Annotated in this window: 17 protein-coding genes and 1 tRNA gene; 8 read left to right on the top strand and 10 right to left on the bottom strand. The window is 70.7% G+C overall.

The window, feature by feature from the left end:
* Position 1 precedes the first annotated feature (1 nt).
* From MJ604_RS07360 to MJ604_RS07340, 5 genes are read right to left on the bottom strand one after another with little or no spacing between them, the layout of a single operon-like run.
* A complete protein-coding gene (locus tag MJ604_RS07360) occupies positions 2-1,750 on the bottom strand; it encodes a BCCT family transporter (RefSeq protein WP_243057669.1) in 1,749 nt (582 codons plus the stop codon).
* A 46-nt stretch (positions 1,751-1,796) separates the two neighbouring features.
* Complete coding sequence (locus tag MJ604_RS07355) at positions 1,797-2,390, bottom strand: LysR family substrate-binding domain-containing protein (RefSeq protein ID WP_243057668.1); 594 nt, start codon at positions 2,388-2,390, stop codon at positions 1,797-1,799.
* Entirely contained in the window at positions 2,387-2,650 is a 264-nt protein-coding gene (locus tag MJ604_RS07350) for a GlsB/YeaQ/YmgE family stress response membrane protein (protein WP_243057667.1), read from the bottom strand. The genes MJ604_RS07355 and MJ604_RS07350 overlap by 4 nt, the downstream gene beginning before the upstream one ends.
* Positions 2,651-2,670: 20 nt before the next feature.
* Complete coding sequence (locus MJ604_RS07345; protein WP_243057666.1) at positions 2,671-3,381, bottom strand: FAD-binding oxidoreductase; 711 nt, start codon at positions 3,379-3,381, stop codon at positions 2,671-2,673.
* A complete protein-coding gene (locus MJ604_RS07340) occupies positions 3,382-3,993 on the bottom strand; it encodes a sulfite oxidase-like oxidoreductase (protein ID WP_243057665.1) in 612 nt (203 codons plus the stop codon).
* 84 nt (positions 3,994-4,077) lie between these two features.
* Here MJ604_RS07340 and fadD1 point away from each other — a divergent pair, with 84 nt between their 5' ends.
* Positions 4,078-5,667, top strand: coding sequence for a fatty-acid--CoA ligase FadD1 (gene fadD1, locus MJ604_RS07335; RefSeq protein ID WP_243057664.1), 1,590 nt, complete (start codon positions 4,078-4,080; stop codon positions 5,665-5,667).
* Between the two features lie 43 nt (positions 5,668-5,710).
* Positions 5,711-7,165 (top strand): LCP family protein, encoded by a 1,455-nt coding sequence (locus MJ604_RS07330; protein WP_243057663.1) that lies wholly within the window; start codon positions 5,711-5,713, stop codon positions 7,163-7,165.
* A gap of 45 nt (positions 7,166-7,210) precedes the next feature.
* Here MJ604_RS07330 and MJ604_RS07325 read toward each other — a convergent pair whose 3' ends face one another.
* Complete coding sequence (locus MJ604_RS07325; protein WP_243057662.1) at positions 7,211-8,884, bottom strand: CHAP domain-containing protein; 1,674 nt, start codon at positions 8,882-8,884, stop codon at positions 7,211-7,213.
* 183 nt (positions 8,885-9,067) lie between these two features.
* Here MJ604_RS07325 and MJ604_RS07320 point away from each other — a divergent pair, with 183 nt between their 5' ends.
* Positions 9,068-9,244: a hypothetical protein gene (locus MJ604_RS07320; RefSeq protein WP_243057661.1), complete on the top strand. Its 177-nt coding sequence runs from the start codon at positions 9,068-9,070 to the stop codon at positions 9,242-9,244.
* A gap of 60 nt (positions 9,245-9,304) precedes the next feature.
* On the opposite strand, the gene MJ604_RS07315 is transcribed toward MJ604_RS07320, so the two are convergent.
* A tRNA-Leu gene (locus MJ604_RS07315) sits at positions 9,305-9,390 on the bottom strand.
* A gap of 82 nt (positions 9,391-9,472) precedes the next feature.
* Between MJ604_RS07315 and MJ604_RS07310 the strand changes: the two genes are divergently transcribed.
* Positions 9,473-10,783 (top strand): M20/M25/M40 family metallo-hydrolase, encoded by a 1,311-nt coding sequence (locus MJ604_RS07310; protein WP_243057660.1) that lies wholly within the window; start codon positions 9,473-9,475, stop codon positions 10,781-10,783.
* A gap of 251 nt (positions 10,784-11,034) precedes the next feature.
* Here MJ604_RS07310 and MJ604_RS07305 read toward each other — a convergent pair whose 3' ends face one another.
* Positions 11,035-11,265, bottom strand: coding sequence for a DUF5703 family protein (locus MJ604_RS07305; protein WP_243057659.1), 231 nt, complete (start codon positions 11,263-11,265; stop codon positions 11,035-11,037).
* 14 nt (positions 11,266-11,279) lie between these two features.
* Complete coding sequence (locus MJ604_RS07300; protein ID WP_243057658.1) at positions 11,280-12,227, bottom strand: aldo/keto reductase; 948 nt, start codon at positions 12,225-12,227, stop codon at positions 11,280-11,282.
* A gap of 74 nt (positions 12,228-12,301) precedes the next feature.
* On the opposite strand from MJ604_RS07300, the gene MJ604_RS07295 reads away from it, so the two are divergent.
* Positions 12,302-13,126 carry an undecaprenyl-diphosphate phosphatase gene (locus MJ604_RS07295; protein WP_243057657.1) on the top strand — a complete coding sequence of 275 codons (825 nt, stop codon included), beginning with the start codon at positions 12,302-12,304 and terminating at the stop codon, positions 13,124-13,126.
* Positions 13,127-13,137: 11 nt separating this feature from the next.
* On the opposite strand, the gene corA is transcribed toward MJ604_RS07295, so the two are convergent.
* The gene (corA, locus tag MJ604_RS07290) at positions 13,138-14,109 is read right to left on the bottom strand and encodes a magnesium/cobalt transporter CorA (RefSeq protein ID WP_243057656.1); all 972 of its coding nucleotides are present in this window, start codon (positions 14,107-14,109) and stop codon (positions 13,138-13,140) included.
* 45 nt (positions 14,110-14,154) lie between these two features.
* On the opposite strand from corA, the gene MJ604_RS07285 reads away from it, so the two are divergent.
* The 3 genes from MJ604_RS07285 to MJ604_RS07275 are packed head-to-tail and all read left to right on the top strand — an operon-like array spanning position 14,155 to position 16,248.
* Complete coding sequence (locus MJ604_RS07285; RefSeq protein WP_243057655.1) at positions 14,155-14,880, top strand: histidine phosphatase family protein; 726 nt, start codon at positions 14,155-14,157, stop codon at positions 14,878-14,880.
* A 10-nt stretch (positions 14,881-14,890) separates the two neighbouring features.
* The gene (locus MJ604_RS07280) at positions 14,891-15,478 is read left to right on the top strand and encodes a DUF3090 domain-containing protein (protein ID WP_243057654.1); all 588 of its coding nucleotides are present in this window, start codon (positions 14,891-14,893) and stop codon (positions 15,476-15,478) included.
* Positions 15,475-16,248, top strand: coding sequence for an SCO1664 family protein (locus MJ604_RS07275; RefSeq protein ID WP_308194117.1), 774 nt, complete (start codon positions 15,475-15,477; stop codon positions 16,246-16,248). The genes MJ604_RS07280 and MJ604_RS07275 overlap by 4 nt, the downstream gene beginning before the upstream one ends.
* The last annotated feature ends 7 nt before the right edge of the window (positions 16,249-16,255 follow it).

Below are 16,255 nucleotides of genomic sequence, written 5' to 3'. Positions count from 1 at the left end.
GTCAGCTGGGGGACTCACCCGCCCCGCGGTCGCTCGACGAGGTCACTGACCAGTCGGCGGAGTTCTCCGGGTCGTGGTCGACGGCGATGACGAAGTCGTCGCCATGGGCCGTGACGCCCGTGACGACCGCCTGCACGACCGCCTCCTCGGCGTACTTCCGCCGGACCATGAGCGGGTCGGTCCGCAGGTCCTTCACGAGCGCGACCGCGAGCCCGATCATCACCAGCACGAACGGCAGGGCCGCGACGATCGTGATGTTCTGGAGGCCGGTGAGTGCATCGTCCCCTCCGACCAGCAGCATGACCGCTGCCACGGCACCGGTCGCGACGCCCCAGAAGATGACAGTCGGGCGGGACGGGTGCTGGGTGCCTCGCTCCGAGAGCGTGCCCATCACGATCGACGCGGCATCGGCGCCGGAGACGAAGAAGATGCCGACCAGGACCATCACGAGCACGCTCGTGAGCGTCGCCCACGGGTAGGCCTCGAGCGTGGTGAACAGCTGCGACTCGACCGCACCGTCGCCGGCGCCCGCGATGTCGCGGCCCGTCTGCTGGAGGTTGATGGCGGCGCCACCGAAGATGCAGAACCAGACCAGGCTCACCAGGCTGGGAACCAGCAGGACGCCGGTCACGAACTGGCGGATCGTCCGACCGCGCGAGATGCGGGCGATGAACATGCCGACGAACGGCGTCCAGGAGATCCACCACGCCCAGTAGAAGACGGTCCACGTCTGGAGCCAGTCGCTGGTCTCCTGACCCTCGGCGCCCGTGCGCGCGGCCATCATCGGCAGGTCGTCGACGTAGCTGCCGATGGACGTCGGGACGAGGTTGAGCATGAACACGGTCGGCCCGACCACGAAGAGGAAGACGGCCAGGGCGACCGCCAGGACCATGTTGATGTTCGACAGGTACTGGATGCCCTTCGCGACCCCGGTGACGGCGGACAGGATGAACGCCACGGTCAGGACGGCGATGATGCCGACGAGCACGCCGTTGCCGACGTCGCCGACCCCACCGACGATCTCGAGACCGCTGCTGATCTGCAGCGCCCCCAGGCCCAACGAGGCGGCGGAGCCGAACAGCGTGGCGAAGATCGCCAGCATGTCGATGACCTTGCCCCAGCCGCCCTTGGCGTGCTCGCCGATCAGCGGCTCGAACGCGGCCGAGATCAGCTGCAGCCGGCCCTTCCGGTAGACGCCGTACGCGATCGCCAGGCCGACGACGGCGTAGATCGCCCACGGGTGCAGGGTCCAGTGGAAGAGCGTGGTGGCCATCGCGTTCTGGACGGCCGCCGGGTCGCCCTCCTCACCCGTGCCCGGGGGCGGGGTGACGAAGTGACTGATCGGCTCGCTGACGCCGTAGAACATCAGGCCGATGCCCATCCCCGCGCTGAACATCATCGCGACCCAGGACACGGTGCGGAACTCCGGGTCCTCGTCGTCGCGCCCCAACGGGATGTTGCCGAACCTGCTGGCGGCCAGCCAGATCACGAACACCACGAACGCGCTGGCGGTCGTGACGAACAGCCACCCCATGTCCTCCATCACCCAGGTCAGCGCAGTGCTCGACGCGTCCGCGAGGCTCGCGGTGCTGATGAATCCCCAGGCGAGGAACGCGACCGCGATCGCCGCGGTCACCCCGAAGACGAGCGTGTCCAGCCCGGGACGCTCCGGGCTGGCCTCCTCGACAGGGACGTCGAGAGCGGGGTGGGGGATGGGGTCGGACGTCGGTGGGCGGTGCAGGCTGGTCACCCGGACCGCCTACCCGCCCTCGCGGTCGGCTACCCCGTGAGCAGCCTCACCCGCGCGAGCTGCGCTCCGAGCGGCCGCGCACGATCCCGATGAACCGCTGCACCCAGGGATCCTCGTTGTCGATGCGCCAGGCCAGGCCGATCTTCGTCGGCTCGAGGTCGGTGACGACGCGGTGGGTCACGTCCTTGCGGTGGTGGAGCCGGGCGACGGACATGGGCACGATCACGACCCCGGTGCCGGAGGCGACCACCTCGACCGCGTCCGGGACCGACATCTCCGGCCACGCGAGCTGCTCGGCCTCCGGGGTCCAGCCCGACCGGTGCGGGAGCACGAGCTGCTCGTCCGCGAGGTCCGCGAGCGTGACCTCCTCCGTGAGCGTGAGCAGGTGCTCGACGCCCATCACCGCGACGGGGAGCTCGTCGTACAGCGGGATGCAGTGCAGTCCGTCCCGGTCGATCGGGAGTCGCACCAGCGCCATGTCCAGGCGGCCGTCGCGGATGCCGTCCTCCTGCTCCGCCTCGGTGAGGGGGACCAGCTCGAGCGGGTCGCGCGCGAAGCGCTCACGCCAGATGCGCGCCCACTTGTCCGGGGTCGCCCCGGTGACGAACCCGACGTCGAAGTGACCGTAGTCCGAGCTCACACTGCCTTCGAGCGGCCGGCGTACCAGCGCCAGCCGAGCGTGACGACGATGGCGCCGACGAGGGAGCCGATGATCCCGCTCGCGCGGAGGTCCAGGCCGTCGCCGCTCAGCAGGCTGATGAGCAGACCGCCGACGAACGACCCGACCAGGCCCGCCACGATCGCGAGCGTCCAGTCGATGCCCTGGCCGCCCTTGCCGAGGATGAGCTGAGCGCCGGCACCGATGACCATGCCGAACAGGATGATTCCCAGGATGAGCATGTCGCGATCCTAGGGGTAGGTCAGCCCGTCTCGCCGAACTGCTCCACCCTGATGGCGTCCGTGTCGACGCCGGCGTCCTCGAGCAGCCGCGTCGCGAACGACGCGAAGCCGACCGAACCGCACACGTAGGCGCGCTCCGCGCCGGCGACGTACGCCTTCATCTCGTCGGGGTACGGCGGCGCCGCGACCCGGCTCTGCCCGTTCTCGAGGGCGACGTTCTCGCGGGTGAGCGCGATGAACGCGCCGTACCGCTGCAGCTCGGCGGCGTAGGGGAGGTCGTCCCACGTCCGCGCCACCACGACGATGCGCAGCTTGTCCTGCAGGCCGAGCCGCCGGGCGTAGCGAGCCATCGCCACCAGCGGGACGACGCCGGAGCCACCGGCGACGGCCACCGCGGGCAGGTCGCCCTCCCACACGAACCAGCCGCCGATCGGGCCACGCAGCTCCAGCACGTCACCGACCTCGGCGACGTCGTGCAGGAATCCCGAGACCTCGCCGCCGGGCAGGCACTCGACCATCAGCTCGAGCAGCGGGTCGTCGGGGTCGGAGGCGATGGAGTACGACCGCTGGGCGGTGTAGCCGTCGGGCGCACGCAGCCGGACCACGTAGTGCTGGCCCGGAAGGTGGTCGACACGGTCGTCGACGTGAAGACGCAGGCGGACCAGGCGGTCGGTGGGGTGGTCGAGCTCGATGATCGTGCCGGTCGTCCAGTCACCGGCGGGCGCCGCCACTTACGGATCTCCCTGATAGCGCTGCTCGAGCCAGGGGTCGCCGCGGTCGTGGTAGCCGTTCTGCTCCCAGAAGCCCGGCCGGTCCCGCGCCATCAGCTCGAGCCGGGTGATCCACTTGGCCGACTTCCAGAAGTAGAGGTGGGGCACCAGCAGCCGGACCGGGCCACCGTGCCCGGTCGGGAGCGGCTTGCCGTCGACCGACCAGACGACCCACGCCTTGCCGCCGGTGACGTCCTCGAGCGGGAGGTTCGTCGTGTAGCCGGTGGTCGAGTGCGCCATCACGAACCGCGCCGCCGCGGTCGGCCGGGCGGCCTCGAGCAGCGTGTCCACGCTGACCCCGGTGAACGTCATGTCGAACTTCGACCACGTGGTCACGCAGTGGATGTCGCCGACGTACGACGAGCCCGGCATGGCCTGGACGTCGGACCACGTCCACTCCTGCCGGCTCTCGACCGCGCCGTCGACGGTCATCCGCCACGCGTCGAGGTCCAGGCGGGGCGTCGCCTCCGCGGTGAGCGTCGGCCACGCGCTGCCGGCGTCGTACTGACCGGGCGGCAGCCGGTCGGGGCGGGCGGTTCGGCGCCGGCCCAGGAAGCCGCGAGTCACTGGCACGCGACCAGTATGACCGAGCGTCCTACTGGAACACGTTCTAGAAATGTCGTAGGTTGACACGCGTCAACTACGAGGGAGGGTGACGTGGCCGAGACCGTCCAGCAGCTGCTGCGCGAGCGCGCGGAGGACGACAACACCGGAGTCCGGTACGGCGATCGCAGCTGGACCTGGCGCGAGCACGTCGCCGAGTCCTCGGCGGTCGCGGCGGCGCTGATCGGCCTGGCCGAGGCCGACCGGCCGATGCACGTCGGCACCCTGCTCGGGAACACGCCGGACATGCTGCGCGCCATGGCCGCGGCGGCCCTCGGTGGCTACACCCTGTGCGGGATCAACAACACCCGACGCGGCGAGGGGCTGCTCAAGGACATCCGGCGGGCGGAGTGCCAGCTCCTGGTGACCGACGCCGAGCACCGGCCGCTGCTCGACGGCCTCGACCTGGACGGCGTGCGGATCCTCGACACCTCGACCGAGGAGTGGGCCGACCTGGTGGCCGGTGCGGGCGAGCTGACGCCGTACCGCGAGGTCGAGGCGATGGACACCTTCATGATGATCTTCACCTCGGGCACGAGCGGGGACCCGAAGGCGGTCCAGGTGAACCACCTGATGGTGCTGTTCTCGGGCCTCAACCTCCAGGGGCGGTTCGGGCTCGGCGCCGACGACGTCTGCTACGTCGCGATGCCGCTGTTCCACTCGAACGCCGTGGTCGCCGGCTGGAGCCCGGCGGTCTGCGGCGGCTCGACGATCGTGCCGGCGAAGTTCAGCGCGTCCGGCTTCCTCGCCGACGTGCGGAGGTACGGCGTCACGTACATGAACTACGTCGGCAAGCCGCTGGCCTACGTGCTGGCAACGCCCGAGCAGCCCGACGACGCCGACAACACGCTCCGCGTCGCCTTCGGCAACGAGGCGAGCGACCGCGACATCGACGAGTTCAGCCGGCGCTTCGCCTGCGACGTGTGGGACGGCTTCGGCTCGACCGAGCTCGCGGTGATCATCACCCGCGAGCCGGGCACGCCGAAGGGCTCGATCGGCAAGGGCTTCGACGGCGTCGCGATCTACGACTCCGAGACCGTCACCGAGTGCGCGGTCGCGGAGTTCGACGAGAACGGCGCGCTCGCGAACGCCGACCAGGCGGTGGGGGAGCTGGTCAACACCCAGGGCGCCGGGTACTTCAACGGCTACTACAACGACCAGGACGCGAACGACGAGCGGATGCGCCACGGCATGTACTGGTCGGGCGACCTCGCCTACCGCGACGCCGACGGCTGGATCTACCTCGCGGGCCGGACCGCCGACTGGATGCGGGTGGACGGCGAGAACCTCGCCGCCGCGCCGATCGAGCGGGTCCTCCAGCGGCTGCCCGCCGTCAACCGGGTCGCGGTCTACGCCGTGCCGGACGAGAACGTCGGCGACCAGGTGATGGCCGCGATCGTGCTCCAGGACGACGCCACGCTGACCCCGGCCGAGCTCGAGGAGTTCCTCGCCGCCCAGCCCGACCTGTCGGCCAAGGCGTGGCCGCGCTTCGTCCGGCTCGCACCGGACCTGCCCAGCACCGCGACCAACAAGGTGCTCAAGCGGGAGCTGGCGGCGGAGGGCCCGACCGCCGGCGACGGGACCCTCTGGACCCGCGCGGCACGCGGGACGGCGTACGCGCCGGAAGTCACCGTTCCCGCCTGAGTCCGGGTAGCCTCACCCGCGATATCGGCGGGGAGGGTGCGCAATGTCGACATCGGTGCGGACAGACGCGCCTTCGGCGCGCCCGAAGCACCGCGCGATCAAGCCTCCGCGCGCGTTCCGTCGCGCGAAGACCCTGGCCGGCGCCCTCTGGGTGACCGTGCTCGGCGCGGTCCTGCCCGGAGCGGGCTACCTCTGGACCCGGCGCCGGCTCGGCTGGCTGGTGCTGCTGCCGTTCGTCGCCTCGGTCGGGCTCGCGGCGTACTACTTCACCGACGTGCACCACGCCGCCCAGCTCGCGTTCGACCCGGCGTGGCTGCGCGTGACCGCGGTCGTCCTCGGCGTCGCCTACGTCGTCTGGGCGTTCACGGTCGTCACGACGTACGCCATGGCCCGGCCGCCCGGCATGAACCGGCTCGAGAAGTCCCTCGGCGTGCTCGTGGTGACGCTGCTCTGCATCCTCGTCGCCGTCCCGGCCGTGAAGAGCGTGCGGATCTCGACCACTCAGGCCGACTTCGTCGCCACCGTCTTCGACGACGAGCAGACCCAGACCACCCCGGACGGAGTCACCGAGGAGGATCCCTGGGCCGGGCGCGACCGGGTGAACGTGCTCCTGCTCGGTGGTGACGGGGGAGTCGGGCGCAGCGGCATCCGCACCGACAGCATGATCCTGCTCAGCATGGACACCCAGACCGGCAAGTCGGTGATGTTCAGCCTGCCGCGCAACATGATGAACGCGCAGTTCCCCGAGGACAGCCCGCTGCACGACGTCTTCCCCTACGGCTTCAGCGGCGAGGGCGACCCGGGCACCTGGATGCTGAACGCCGTCTACAAGACCGTGCCGGAGCTGTACCCGAGCATCCTCGGCAAGTCCGAGAACGAGGGCGCCGATGCGATCAAGCAGGCGGTTGCCGGCAGCCTCGGGACGAACGTCGACTACTACCTGCTGATCAACCTGATGGGCTTCCAGCAGCTCGTCGACGCGATCGGCGGGGTCACGGTCAACATCAACGAGCCGGTCGCGATCAACGGCAACACCGACCTCAACATCCCGCCGACCGGCTACCTCGAGCCCGGCCCCGACCAGCACCTCGACGGCTTCCACGCGCTCTGGTACTCCCGCGGGCGCTGGGGCTCCGACGACTACGAGCGGATGCTGCGGCAGCGCTGCATGGTCAACGCGATCGTCGACGAGGCCGACCCGCTGAACGTGCTGCGCCGCTACGAGGACCTCGCGAAGGCGGGCGAGGAGATCCTCCGCACCGACATCCCGCGCAAGCTGATGCCCGCCTTCGTCGACCTCGCGCTGAAGGTGAAGGAGAAGAAGATGAAGTCGATCGCCTTCGTCAGCTCCGACAAGTTCTACTCCGGCGACCCGGACTTCACCTGGATGCAGTCGGTGGTCGCCAAGGCGCTCGGCCCGAAGCAGGGCGGCCCCAAGGACGACCCGGGTACGGCGGTGAAGGCCGAGGACGCCTGCGGGTACCACCCGGAGGCGTGACGGGGGCTGCCCGCGGGGCCACCCCGGGCTGCGGCCGGTGTGGCCTCAGCCGATCCGCACCTGGCGGGTGTAGACCCCGCGGTTGACCGCGTCAGTGCCGTCGTACCGGACCGTCAGCGTGCGGACGCCCTCGGTCAGCCCGACCAGCGTGACCCGGGCCCGACCCTTGGTGAGCTCCACGGTCTGGACGTTGCCGCCGTAGCGGATCACGACCGGCCCGGTGACCTCGTCGAGGCCGAGGGCGGTGACCTTCACGACCACGCGCAGGCGGTGGCGCTTGGCCACGGTCTGGACGTCGATCGTGGGGTCGGTCTTGATCCGCGCGGTGGTCGGGGTCGTGACCGTCGAGTCCGTGTAGCCCGGGCGGGTCAGCGTGAGCCGCGCGGAGATCTTGGAGCCGAGGTCGACGTTCGTGATCCGGTAGTCGGCGCCGGTCGCGACCGGGATGCCGTTGCGCAGCCACTCCACGGCGACGTCCGCGTCGGACGGGGCGTAGACGCCGGGGTCGACGGTCAGGACACCGTTGAGCTCGGCGGTGCCGAGCAGGTGCGGCGCGGTGACGATCGTGAACGTGCCCGGGGCGACCGGGGCCGTCGGGGCCGAGGTGGCGGTGACGGCGTCGTAGCCCGGACGGCGCGCGGTCACGTCCGCGGTGATCACCCGGGAGACGAGGTCGGGACCGAGCGCGAGCGTGGAACCGGTGGCGCCGTCGATCGCCTGGCCGTCGGCGTACCACTGGATGTCGAGGGTGGGGTCCGGGACCCAGGTGCCGGTGTCGAGCTGCAGCGTGGAGTCGACCTTCGGGTTGCCGGAGATGGTGGGGGCGACGGTGTTGCGCAGCTGGCCGGGCAGGACCGCCTCGGTCGGCGTGGAGACCGCGGAGCGGGTGGGGTACCCGAGCTGCGCCGCGGTCGTCTTCACCGTGAGCTTCTGGCCGAGGCGGGCACGGTTGAGCTTCAGGGTCGCGCCGGTGGCCTTCTTGAGGGCCGCACCGTCGGCGTACCACTGGTAGGAGATCGCGACCGTCGACGGCTTCCAGGCCCCGGGCGTCGCGGTGAGCGCCGCGCCGACCTTGGCGATGCCGGAGATCACGGGGGCCTCGGTGTTGGTGAGCGGCTTGTCGTTGAAGTGGACGAACCCGCTCGGCCAGTTGCCGCTGCTGCGGGTGACGACCGCCCAGGAGAAGTCGCCGCCCCAGCTGTCCTGGCTGATGATGATCTCGTCGGGGGAGACGACCTGCTCGACGTACGCGACGTGGCCCGCGGAGCCGGCCGGGCCGACGTTGGCCTTCCACCAGGCGACCGCACCGATGCGCGGGGTGCCGTCGGTGATGCTCGCCATCGAGGTGCCCCAGTACGTCGCGTTGCCGCCACCGGACCACGGGCGCTCGTTGGGCATCCCGCTGCGCACCATGCGGTACGCCGCGTAGTTGGTGCAGTTGTGGCCGGAGTACATCCGCCAGTACATCTTGTCGTTGACCTGCGCGTAGCCGGCGTTGCCGTAGCCCGCGTCCTTGCACGCGGAGTAGCCCATGCAGAGGTAGGAGCTGCGCTTGAAGACCGCGGACGGCTCGCGCTTGATGTAGGTCTTCCCGGGACGCGGCTTCTCGTCCGCGACGGCCGCCTGCGCGGGTGCCGGGGTCATGGCCAGCAGCCCCACGACCAGGAGCCCCGAGAGGGCGCTGGTGAGGGACGCGAGAAGTCGGTTCCGCAGCGGCACGGGTGGGAGTCTAGGGACAATTGTTCGTTCGTGGGATAGTTGTTACAGAAATTGTCAAACATTTCCCTCGGCGTGTCGCCAACTAATTACACCGGTGTCATTTCCCGTGTCGTCGTCATCATCGGTCGTCCCGCTCGCCACCATGAGCCTGAGAGGCGATCGATTTTCGAGAGGGAGAGCGACATGGCCGAGAACAGCGGGGCGGCAGCCGGCGGGGCGATCTACGGGTTCGGCCTGTTCGGCGCCTGGGTCTACTTCTGGCAGGAGGCCGACGGGTTCTGGGAGCACGCGCTCGGGATCGTCGAGGGCTTCGTCTGGCCGGCGATCATGGTCTACGACCTGTTCACCGCGCTGAACTGAGCAAGCTGCCGGGCAACGAGAAAAGGCCCCCTCGAGAGGGGGCCTTCTTCGTGTTTCCGGTGTCCGAGGGGGGACTTGAACCCCCACGCCCTAATACGGGCACTAGCACCTCAAGCTAGCGCGTCTGCCAATTCCGCCACCCGGACGAGTGCGGTGGAACACTAGCAAACGGTGGGCCGAACCTCCGCATCGGGAGGGGGTCCTGGCATCCGGTGCCATGCTGGGCACATGACGGAACCCCGCCCGGATCCTCGCCCCGATGCCGAGGTCGTCGAGCTGTGTCGCGAGCTGATCCGCATCGACACCTCGAACTACGGCGACCAGGACGGTCCCGGCGAGCGCAAGGCGGCCGAGTACGTCGCCACCTTGCTCGACGAGGTCGGCATCGAGTCCCGGCTGTACGAGTCCGAGCCGGGCCGGACGTCGGTCGTCGCGCAGTGGGGTGGACGCGAGGGCGACGGACTGTTGCTGCACGGCCACCTCGACGTCGTACCGGCCGCCGCCGAGGACTGGCAGGTCGATCCGTTCTCCGGTGAGGTCCAGGACGGCTACGTCTGGGGCCGCGGCGCGGTCGACATGAAGGACTTCGACGCGATGCTGCTGTCCGTCGTACGCGACCGACAGCGCACGGGCCGGGTGCCGGAGCGCCCGATCACGCTGTGCTTCACCGCCGACGAGGAGGCCGGTGGGCACAAGGGCGCCCAGGTCATCGTCGAGCAGCACGCCGAGGAGATCGAGGGCTGCACCGAGGCGGTCGGGGAAGTCGGCGGCTTCAGCGCGACCGTGCGCGGGCGCCGGATGTACCTCATCGAGGCCGCCGAGAAGGGCATGGCCTGGGTCCGCCTGACCGCACGCGGCCGGGCCGGGCACGGCTCGATGATCAACGACGACAACGCCGTGTCGACCCTGGCCGCCGCGGTCGCCCGGATCGGGGCGTACGACTGGCCGGTGCGGCTGACGCCGACGATGCGCACCCTGCTGGCGTCCGTCGGCGAGCTGGCCGGCGAGGAGGCGACGCCGGAGAACGCCGAGGCGCTCGTGACCGAGTTCGGCAGCGCCGCGCGGATGATGGGCGCTGTCATCCGCAACACCTGCAACCCGACGATGCTCGGCGCCGGCTACAAGGTGAACGTGATCCCCACGGAGGCGACCGCCCACGTCGACGGCCGCTTCCTGCCCGGCTACGAGGACGAGTTCTTCGCGACCCTCGCCACGCTGGTCGGGGACGACATCGAGATGGAGTACGTCTCCAAGCAGCCGCCCTGGGAGACGCCGTACGACGGCGAGCTCGTCGACTCGATGACCCGCGCGATCCTCGCCGAGGACCCCGACGGCATCGTCGCGCCGTACCTGATGAGCGGCGGCACCGACGCCAAGCACTTCCGCAAGCTCGGCATGCGCTCCTACGGCTTCGCGCCGCTGCGCCTGCCCGCGGACCTCGACTTCACGGCGCTGTTCCACGGTGTCGACGAGCGGGTCCCGGTCGACGCGCTGGAGTTCGGCGCCAGGGTGTTCGACAAGTTCCTCGACGACGTCTGACGGCTGCTGGTTGCGCGTTGCTGGTTGCGCGGAATGGTCACCAACCGCAGATTTCGGGCCCTCCGGCGTGCGGTTGGTGACCATTCCGCGACCCTTCGGCGGGACGGCGCTGCCTGGCCCACCGCCCGACATCCAGAACGGGCGGACTTCCGACCGCTGGCCACCATGGGGCCACGAATGGTCAGAAACCGCAGGTGTGCGCGCTCCCCATCTGCGGTTGGTGACCATTCCGCACCATCGGGGACCGCCAGCTAGACGTAGTAGAAGCTCGGCCGCGCCTGACGGATGATCTTGCGCCGCAGGATCACGCGCCGGGTGCCGTCGGGACCGATCCGGACCCGGTCGAGCTCCCAGCCGCCGTGCTCGGCGCGCTCGACGAGCAGCTTCGTGACCACGCTGCGCGGGTACTCGCGCGAGAACGACACCTTCTCGAACTCCCACTCCACGCCGGGGGCGGGAGGGCGGCGGGTGGCACGGCTCATCGCGAGGGTTCCCTTCAGTCGGCCGAGACGTCGTCCAGGGCGGCGTTGATCTCGTCGGGCAGGCTCAGCTCCTCGACCCCGAGCGCGGCCTTGAGCTGGGAGGCGGTGCGGGCGCCGAGGATCGGCGCGGTGACGCCGGGGCGGTCGCGCACCCACGTCAGCGCGACCTCGAGGGCGGTCCAGCCGAGGCCGTCCGCGGCCCGGGCGACCGCCTCGACGATGCCCGAGGCGCGGTCGTCGAGGTACGGGCTGACGAAGTTCGCGAAGTGCGAGGACGCAGCGCGCGAGTCCGACGGCGTACCGGTGCGGTACTTCCCGGTGAGCACGCCCCGGCCGAGCGGCGACCACGGCAGCACGCCGAGCCCGAGCGCGTCCGCGGCGGGCAGCACCTCGTGCTCGACGGCGCGGTTCAGCAGCGAGTACTCCACCTGCGTGCACGCCAGCGGCGTCCGGCCGGGGACGGCGCGCTGCCACGTGGCGGCCTGGGCGGTCTGCCAGCCGGTGTAGTTCGAGATCCCGACGTACGACACCCGGCCGCTCTGCACGGCGGTGTCGAGCGCCGCGAGCGTCTCCTCGATCGGCGTCTCGTCGGTCCAGATGTGCACCTGCCACAGGTCGACGTGGTCGACGCCGAGCCGGCGCAGCGAGGCGTCCAGGGTGCTGAGCAGGTGTCCGCGCGAGGTGTTGTACGAGCGACCACCGCGTACGGCGCTGATGCCGGCCTTGGTCGCGAGCACGATGTCGTCGCGACCGACGACGTCGCCGATCAGGGTGCCGATCAGCTCCTCGGACGCGCCGTTGCCGTAGCCGGCCGCGGTGTCGAGGAGCGTGCCGCCGGCCTCCGTGAAGGAGATCAGCTGGTCTCGTGCCTCGTGCTCGTCGGTGTCGCGCCCCCACGTCATCGTGCCGAGACCGAGGCGGGACACCGTGAGGCCGGTGTTGCCGACACGCCGCTGTTGCATGGCGACAAGGTAGTCGGCGACACCACGCCGGGTCTTCGCGGCACGCGGGGAGGCCGACCGTAGAGTGACCGACCGTGGTGGACTACCTGCAGGCCGTCGTGCTCGGGCTCATCCAGGGCCTGACCGAGTTCCTACCGATCTCCAGCAGCGCCCACCTGCGGATCCTGCCCGAGACGTTCGGCTGGGGAGACCCCGGCGCCGCGTTCACCGCGGTCATCCAGATCGGCACGGAGCTCGCGGTGCTGCTCTACTTCCGCAAGGACATCTGGCGGATCGCCTCGATGTGGCTGAAGTCCCTGCGGCACGCGGAGTACCGCGGCCACCTCGACGCCCGGATGGGCTGGTTCATCATCGTCGGCTCGCTGCCGATCGTCGTGCTCGGCATCCTGCTCAAGGACTTCATCGAGGAGGACTTCCGCAGCCTCTGGATCATCGGCGTCACGCTGATCGTCGGCGGCATCGTCCTCGGCATCGCCGACCGGGTCGGCCGCACCGAGAAGACCCTCAAGCAGCTCACCCTGCGCGACGCGGTCCTGATGGGCCTCGCCCAGGCGTGCGCGCTGATCCCGGGCGTCTCCCGGTCCGGCGCGACCCTCTCGATGGGCCGCTTCCTCGGCTACGAGCGCGAGACCGCCACTCGCTACGCGTTCCTGCTCGCGATCCCGGCCGTCATCGGCGCCGGCCTCTTCGAGCTCAAGGAGGTGCCGAACGGCGACAACCTCTACGGCTGGGGGCCGACGATCGTGGCCACGGCCGTCTCCTTCGTCATCGGGTACGCCGCGATCGCGTGGCTGCTGCGCTTCGTCTCGACGCACTCGTTCACGCCGTTCGTGATCTACCGGATCGCGCTCGGCGCCGGGACCCTGGTCCTCGTCGCCACCGGCGCCATCGCGGCGTAGCAGCCTCGGGGCTAGAGCCAGCCCGACTTCTTGAAGAACGCCCAGAGGCCGCCCGCGACGATGCCCATCAGGATCAGCGCGAACGGGTAGCCGTAGGTCCAGCCGAGCTCCGGCATGTGGTCGAAGTTCATGCCGTAGATCCCGGCGATCAGCGTCGGCACCACGATGATCGCGGCGCCGGCGGAGATCTTGCGCATGTCGTTGTTCTGCTGCACCGAGATCTGCGCGACATGGGCGTCGAACGCCGTCGACAGCAGGGCGTCGAGCGAGTCGACCGTCTCGGCGACCCGGGCGAGGTGGTCCGCCACGTCGCGAAAGAACGGCGCGGCTTCCTGGTGCACCCCGGCGACGGTCCCGGAGACGAACCGCTGCAGCGGCTCACGCAGCGGGAGGACCGCCCGGCGTACCTCGGCGATCTCACGCTTGAGCGTGTAGATGCGCTCGGAGTCGTTGGTCCGGTCGGTCGAGAACACCGAGGACTCGATCTCGTCGACGTCGATCACGAGCTCGTCGGCGACCGCGAGGTAGCCGTCGACGACGCGGTCCAGCACGGAGTAGAGGACGCCGCCCGGTCCGTGCCGCAGCACCTTCGGCGACGACTCCAGCTGGGTGCGGGCGCTGTGCAGCTCGTTGCCCTGGCCGTGGCGGACGGTGACGACGAAGTCGTGGCCGGCGAAGATCGAGATCTCACCGGTCTCGACGGCGTCCTGCTCGTCGACGTACCAGAGCGTCTTGAGGACCAGGAAGAACATGTGCTCGTACCGCTCGAGCTTGGGCCGCTGGTGGGCCTTGACCGCGTCCTCGACGGCGAGCGGGTGCAGGTCGAAGACGTCTGCGACCTCGGCGATCTCCTCCTGCGTCGGGTCCGAGAGCCCGACCCAGACGAAGTCGCCCGGCTCGCAGGCTCGGATCCGGAGCTCACGGCAGTCGCCGTCCGCCTCCACCCGCGAGCCGTCCCGGTAGATGGCGCTGTCGACGATCACGTGCTCACGGTAGTGGTTGCCACGGACGCCAGTACCCTCCACGACATGGCAACCGTGATCCTGGTCCGACACGGCCGGACCACGGCCAACGCCGCCGGCACCCTCGCCGGCCGGCTCCCCGGCGTGAAGCTCGACGACACCGGCCTCGCCCAGGCGGTCCGCGCGGGCGAGCGGCTCGCACCCGTGCCGCTCGTGGCGGTCGTGAGCAGCCCCCTCGAGCGGTGCAAGCAGACCGCCCGTGAGATCACCCGGGTGCGCGGCGAGCGGATCGCGATCGACACGGACCGCGGGATCACCGAGTGCGACTACGGCGACTGGCAGGGCCGGCCGCTCAAGGAGCTCGGCAAGGAGAAGCTCTGGTCGACGGTGCAGGCTCAGCCCTCGGCCGCGACGTTCCCCGGCGGCGAGTCGATGACCGCGATGCAGGCCCGCGCGGTCGCCGCCGTACGCCGCCGCGACGCGGCCGTCGAGGCCGAGCACGGTCCCGGAGCGGTCTGGGTCGCGGTGAGCCACGGCGACATCATCAAGTCGCTGCTCGCGGACGCGCTCGGCATGCATCTCGACCTGTTCCAGCGGCTCAACGTCGACCCGGCCTCGATCTCGATCGTGCGCTACACGGCCAGCCGTCCCTACGTCCTGGCCACGAACACCCACGCCGGCGACCTGTCCTGGCTGGCGCCTCCGCCCGCCAAGAAGCGCGGCCGCGCCTCGACCGACGCCTCGACCGACGCCGTGGTCGGCGGTGGCGCCGGCCCTTCGGTGACGGCCTAGGGTGAGGGACATGCCCATCGTCCACGGATTCGACCCCCCGGAGCGGTTCGTCACGGGCACGGTCGGCCCACCGGGACAGCGCACGTTCTTCCTCCAGGCGCGCTCCGGCGCCCGGGTGGTCAGCGTCGCGCTGGAGAAGGAGCAGGTCCAGGCGCTCGCGGGGCGCATCGACGAGCTGCTCGACGAGGTGATGAGCAGCGGGCGCAACGAGGCGATGATCCCGGCGGTCGCGCCGCTCGGGCTCGACGACGCCGACCCGCTCGAGCAGCCCATCGAGGAGGAGTTCCGCGCCGGCACCATGACCCTGTCGTGGGACCCGGACGACGAGCGCGTCGTCATCGAGGTGTTCCCGTACACCGAGGCGGCGGTCATCAGCCCCGAGCAGCTGGACCAGCTCGACGAGGAGGAGTTCCAGGAGCCGGAGCCCGACGAGGTCTTCCTGGTCCGGCTGCCCGCCGGCCCTGCGCGGGCCTTCGTCAAGCGGGCCGAGCAGGTCCTCGAGGCCGGCCGGCCGAGCTGCCCGTTCTGCGGCGGGCCCATCGACCCCGACGGCCACCTCTGCGTCCGGGCCAACGGCTTCCGGCGCCGCGATCCGTGACCGCCGACCCGTCCGTCGACCTGGTGGAGGGCGAGCTGGTCCTCCACGGCCGGATCATGCCGGCCTCCAACGCGACGTTCATCGGTGAGATCGACGGCCTCCAGGTCGTCTACAAGCCGGTCGCGGGGGAGCGGCCGCTGTGGGACTTCCCCGACGGCACCCTGGCCGACCGCGAGCGCGCGGCGTACCTCGTCTCCGAGGCGTCGGGCTGGGACGTCGTGCCCGAGACCTGGCTGCGCACGGGGCCGCACGGGCCGGGGATGGTGCAGCGCTGGCAGGAGCCGGACGAGGAGGACGTCGCGGTCACCCTGGTCGCCGAGGGCGCGGTGCCGGGCGGCTGGCGCCACGTGTTCGACGGGTACGACGCCGAGGACCGGCCGGTGTCGCTGATCCACGAGGACTCGGCACCGCTGCGCCGGATGGCGGTGCTCGACATCGTCATCAACAACGCCGACCGCAAGGGCGGGCACGTGCTGGCGATGACCGGCGGGCACCGCTACGGCGTCGACCACGGCGTCACGTTCCACACCGACCACAAGCTGCGCACGGTGCTGTGGGGCTGGCTGGGGGAGTCGCTGAGCACCGAGGAGGTGGCCGTCGTCCGCGCGATCGGCGCCGAGGTGCGAGGCGAGCTCGGCGCCGCCCTGGCCCAGCACCTCACGGACGCCGAGATCGAGGCGCTGGCCCGACGCTGCTCCCGGCTGGCCGAGCGGGCCGAGATGCCCGCGCCGCGCGGCGAGTGGCCGGCGATCCCGTGGCCCCCGTTCTGAGACGCGT

The sequence above is a fragment of the Nocardioides sp. SR21 genome (assembly GCF_022761125.1).
Lineage (GTDB): Bacteria > Actinomycetota > Actinomycetes > Propionibacteriales > Nocardioidaceae > Nocardioides.
Note: the sequence above shows the minus strand (reverse complement) of the source record. Positions and strands in the feature narration are given on the sequence as shown.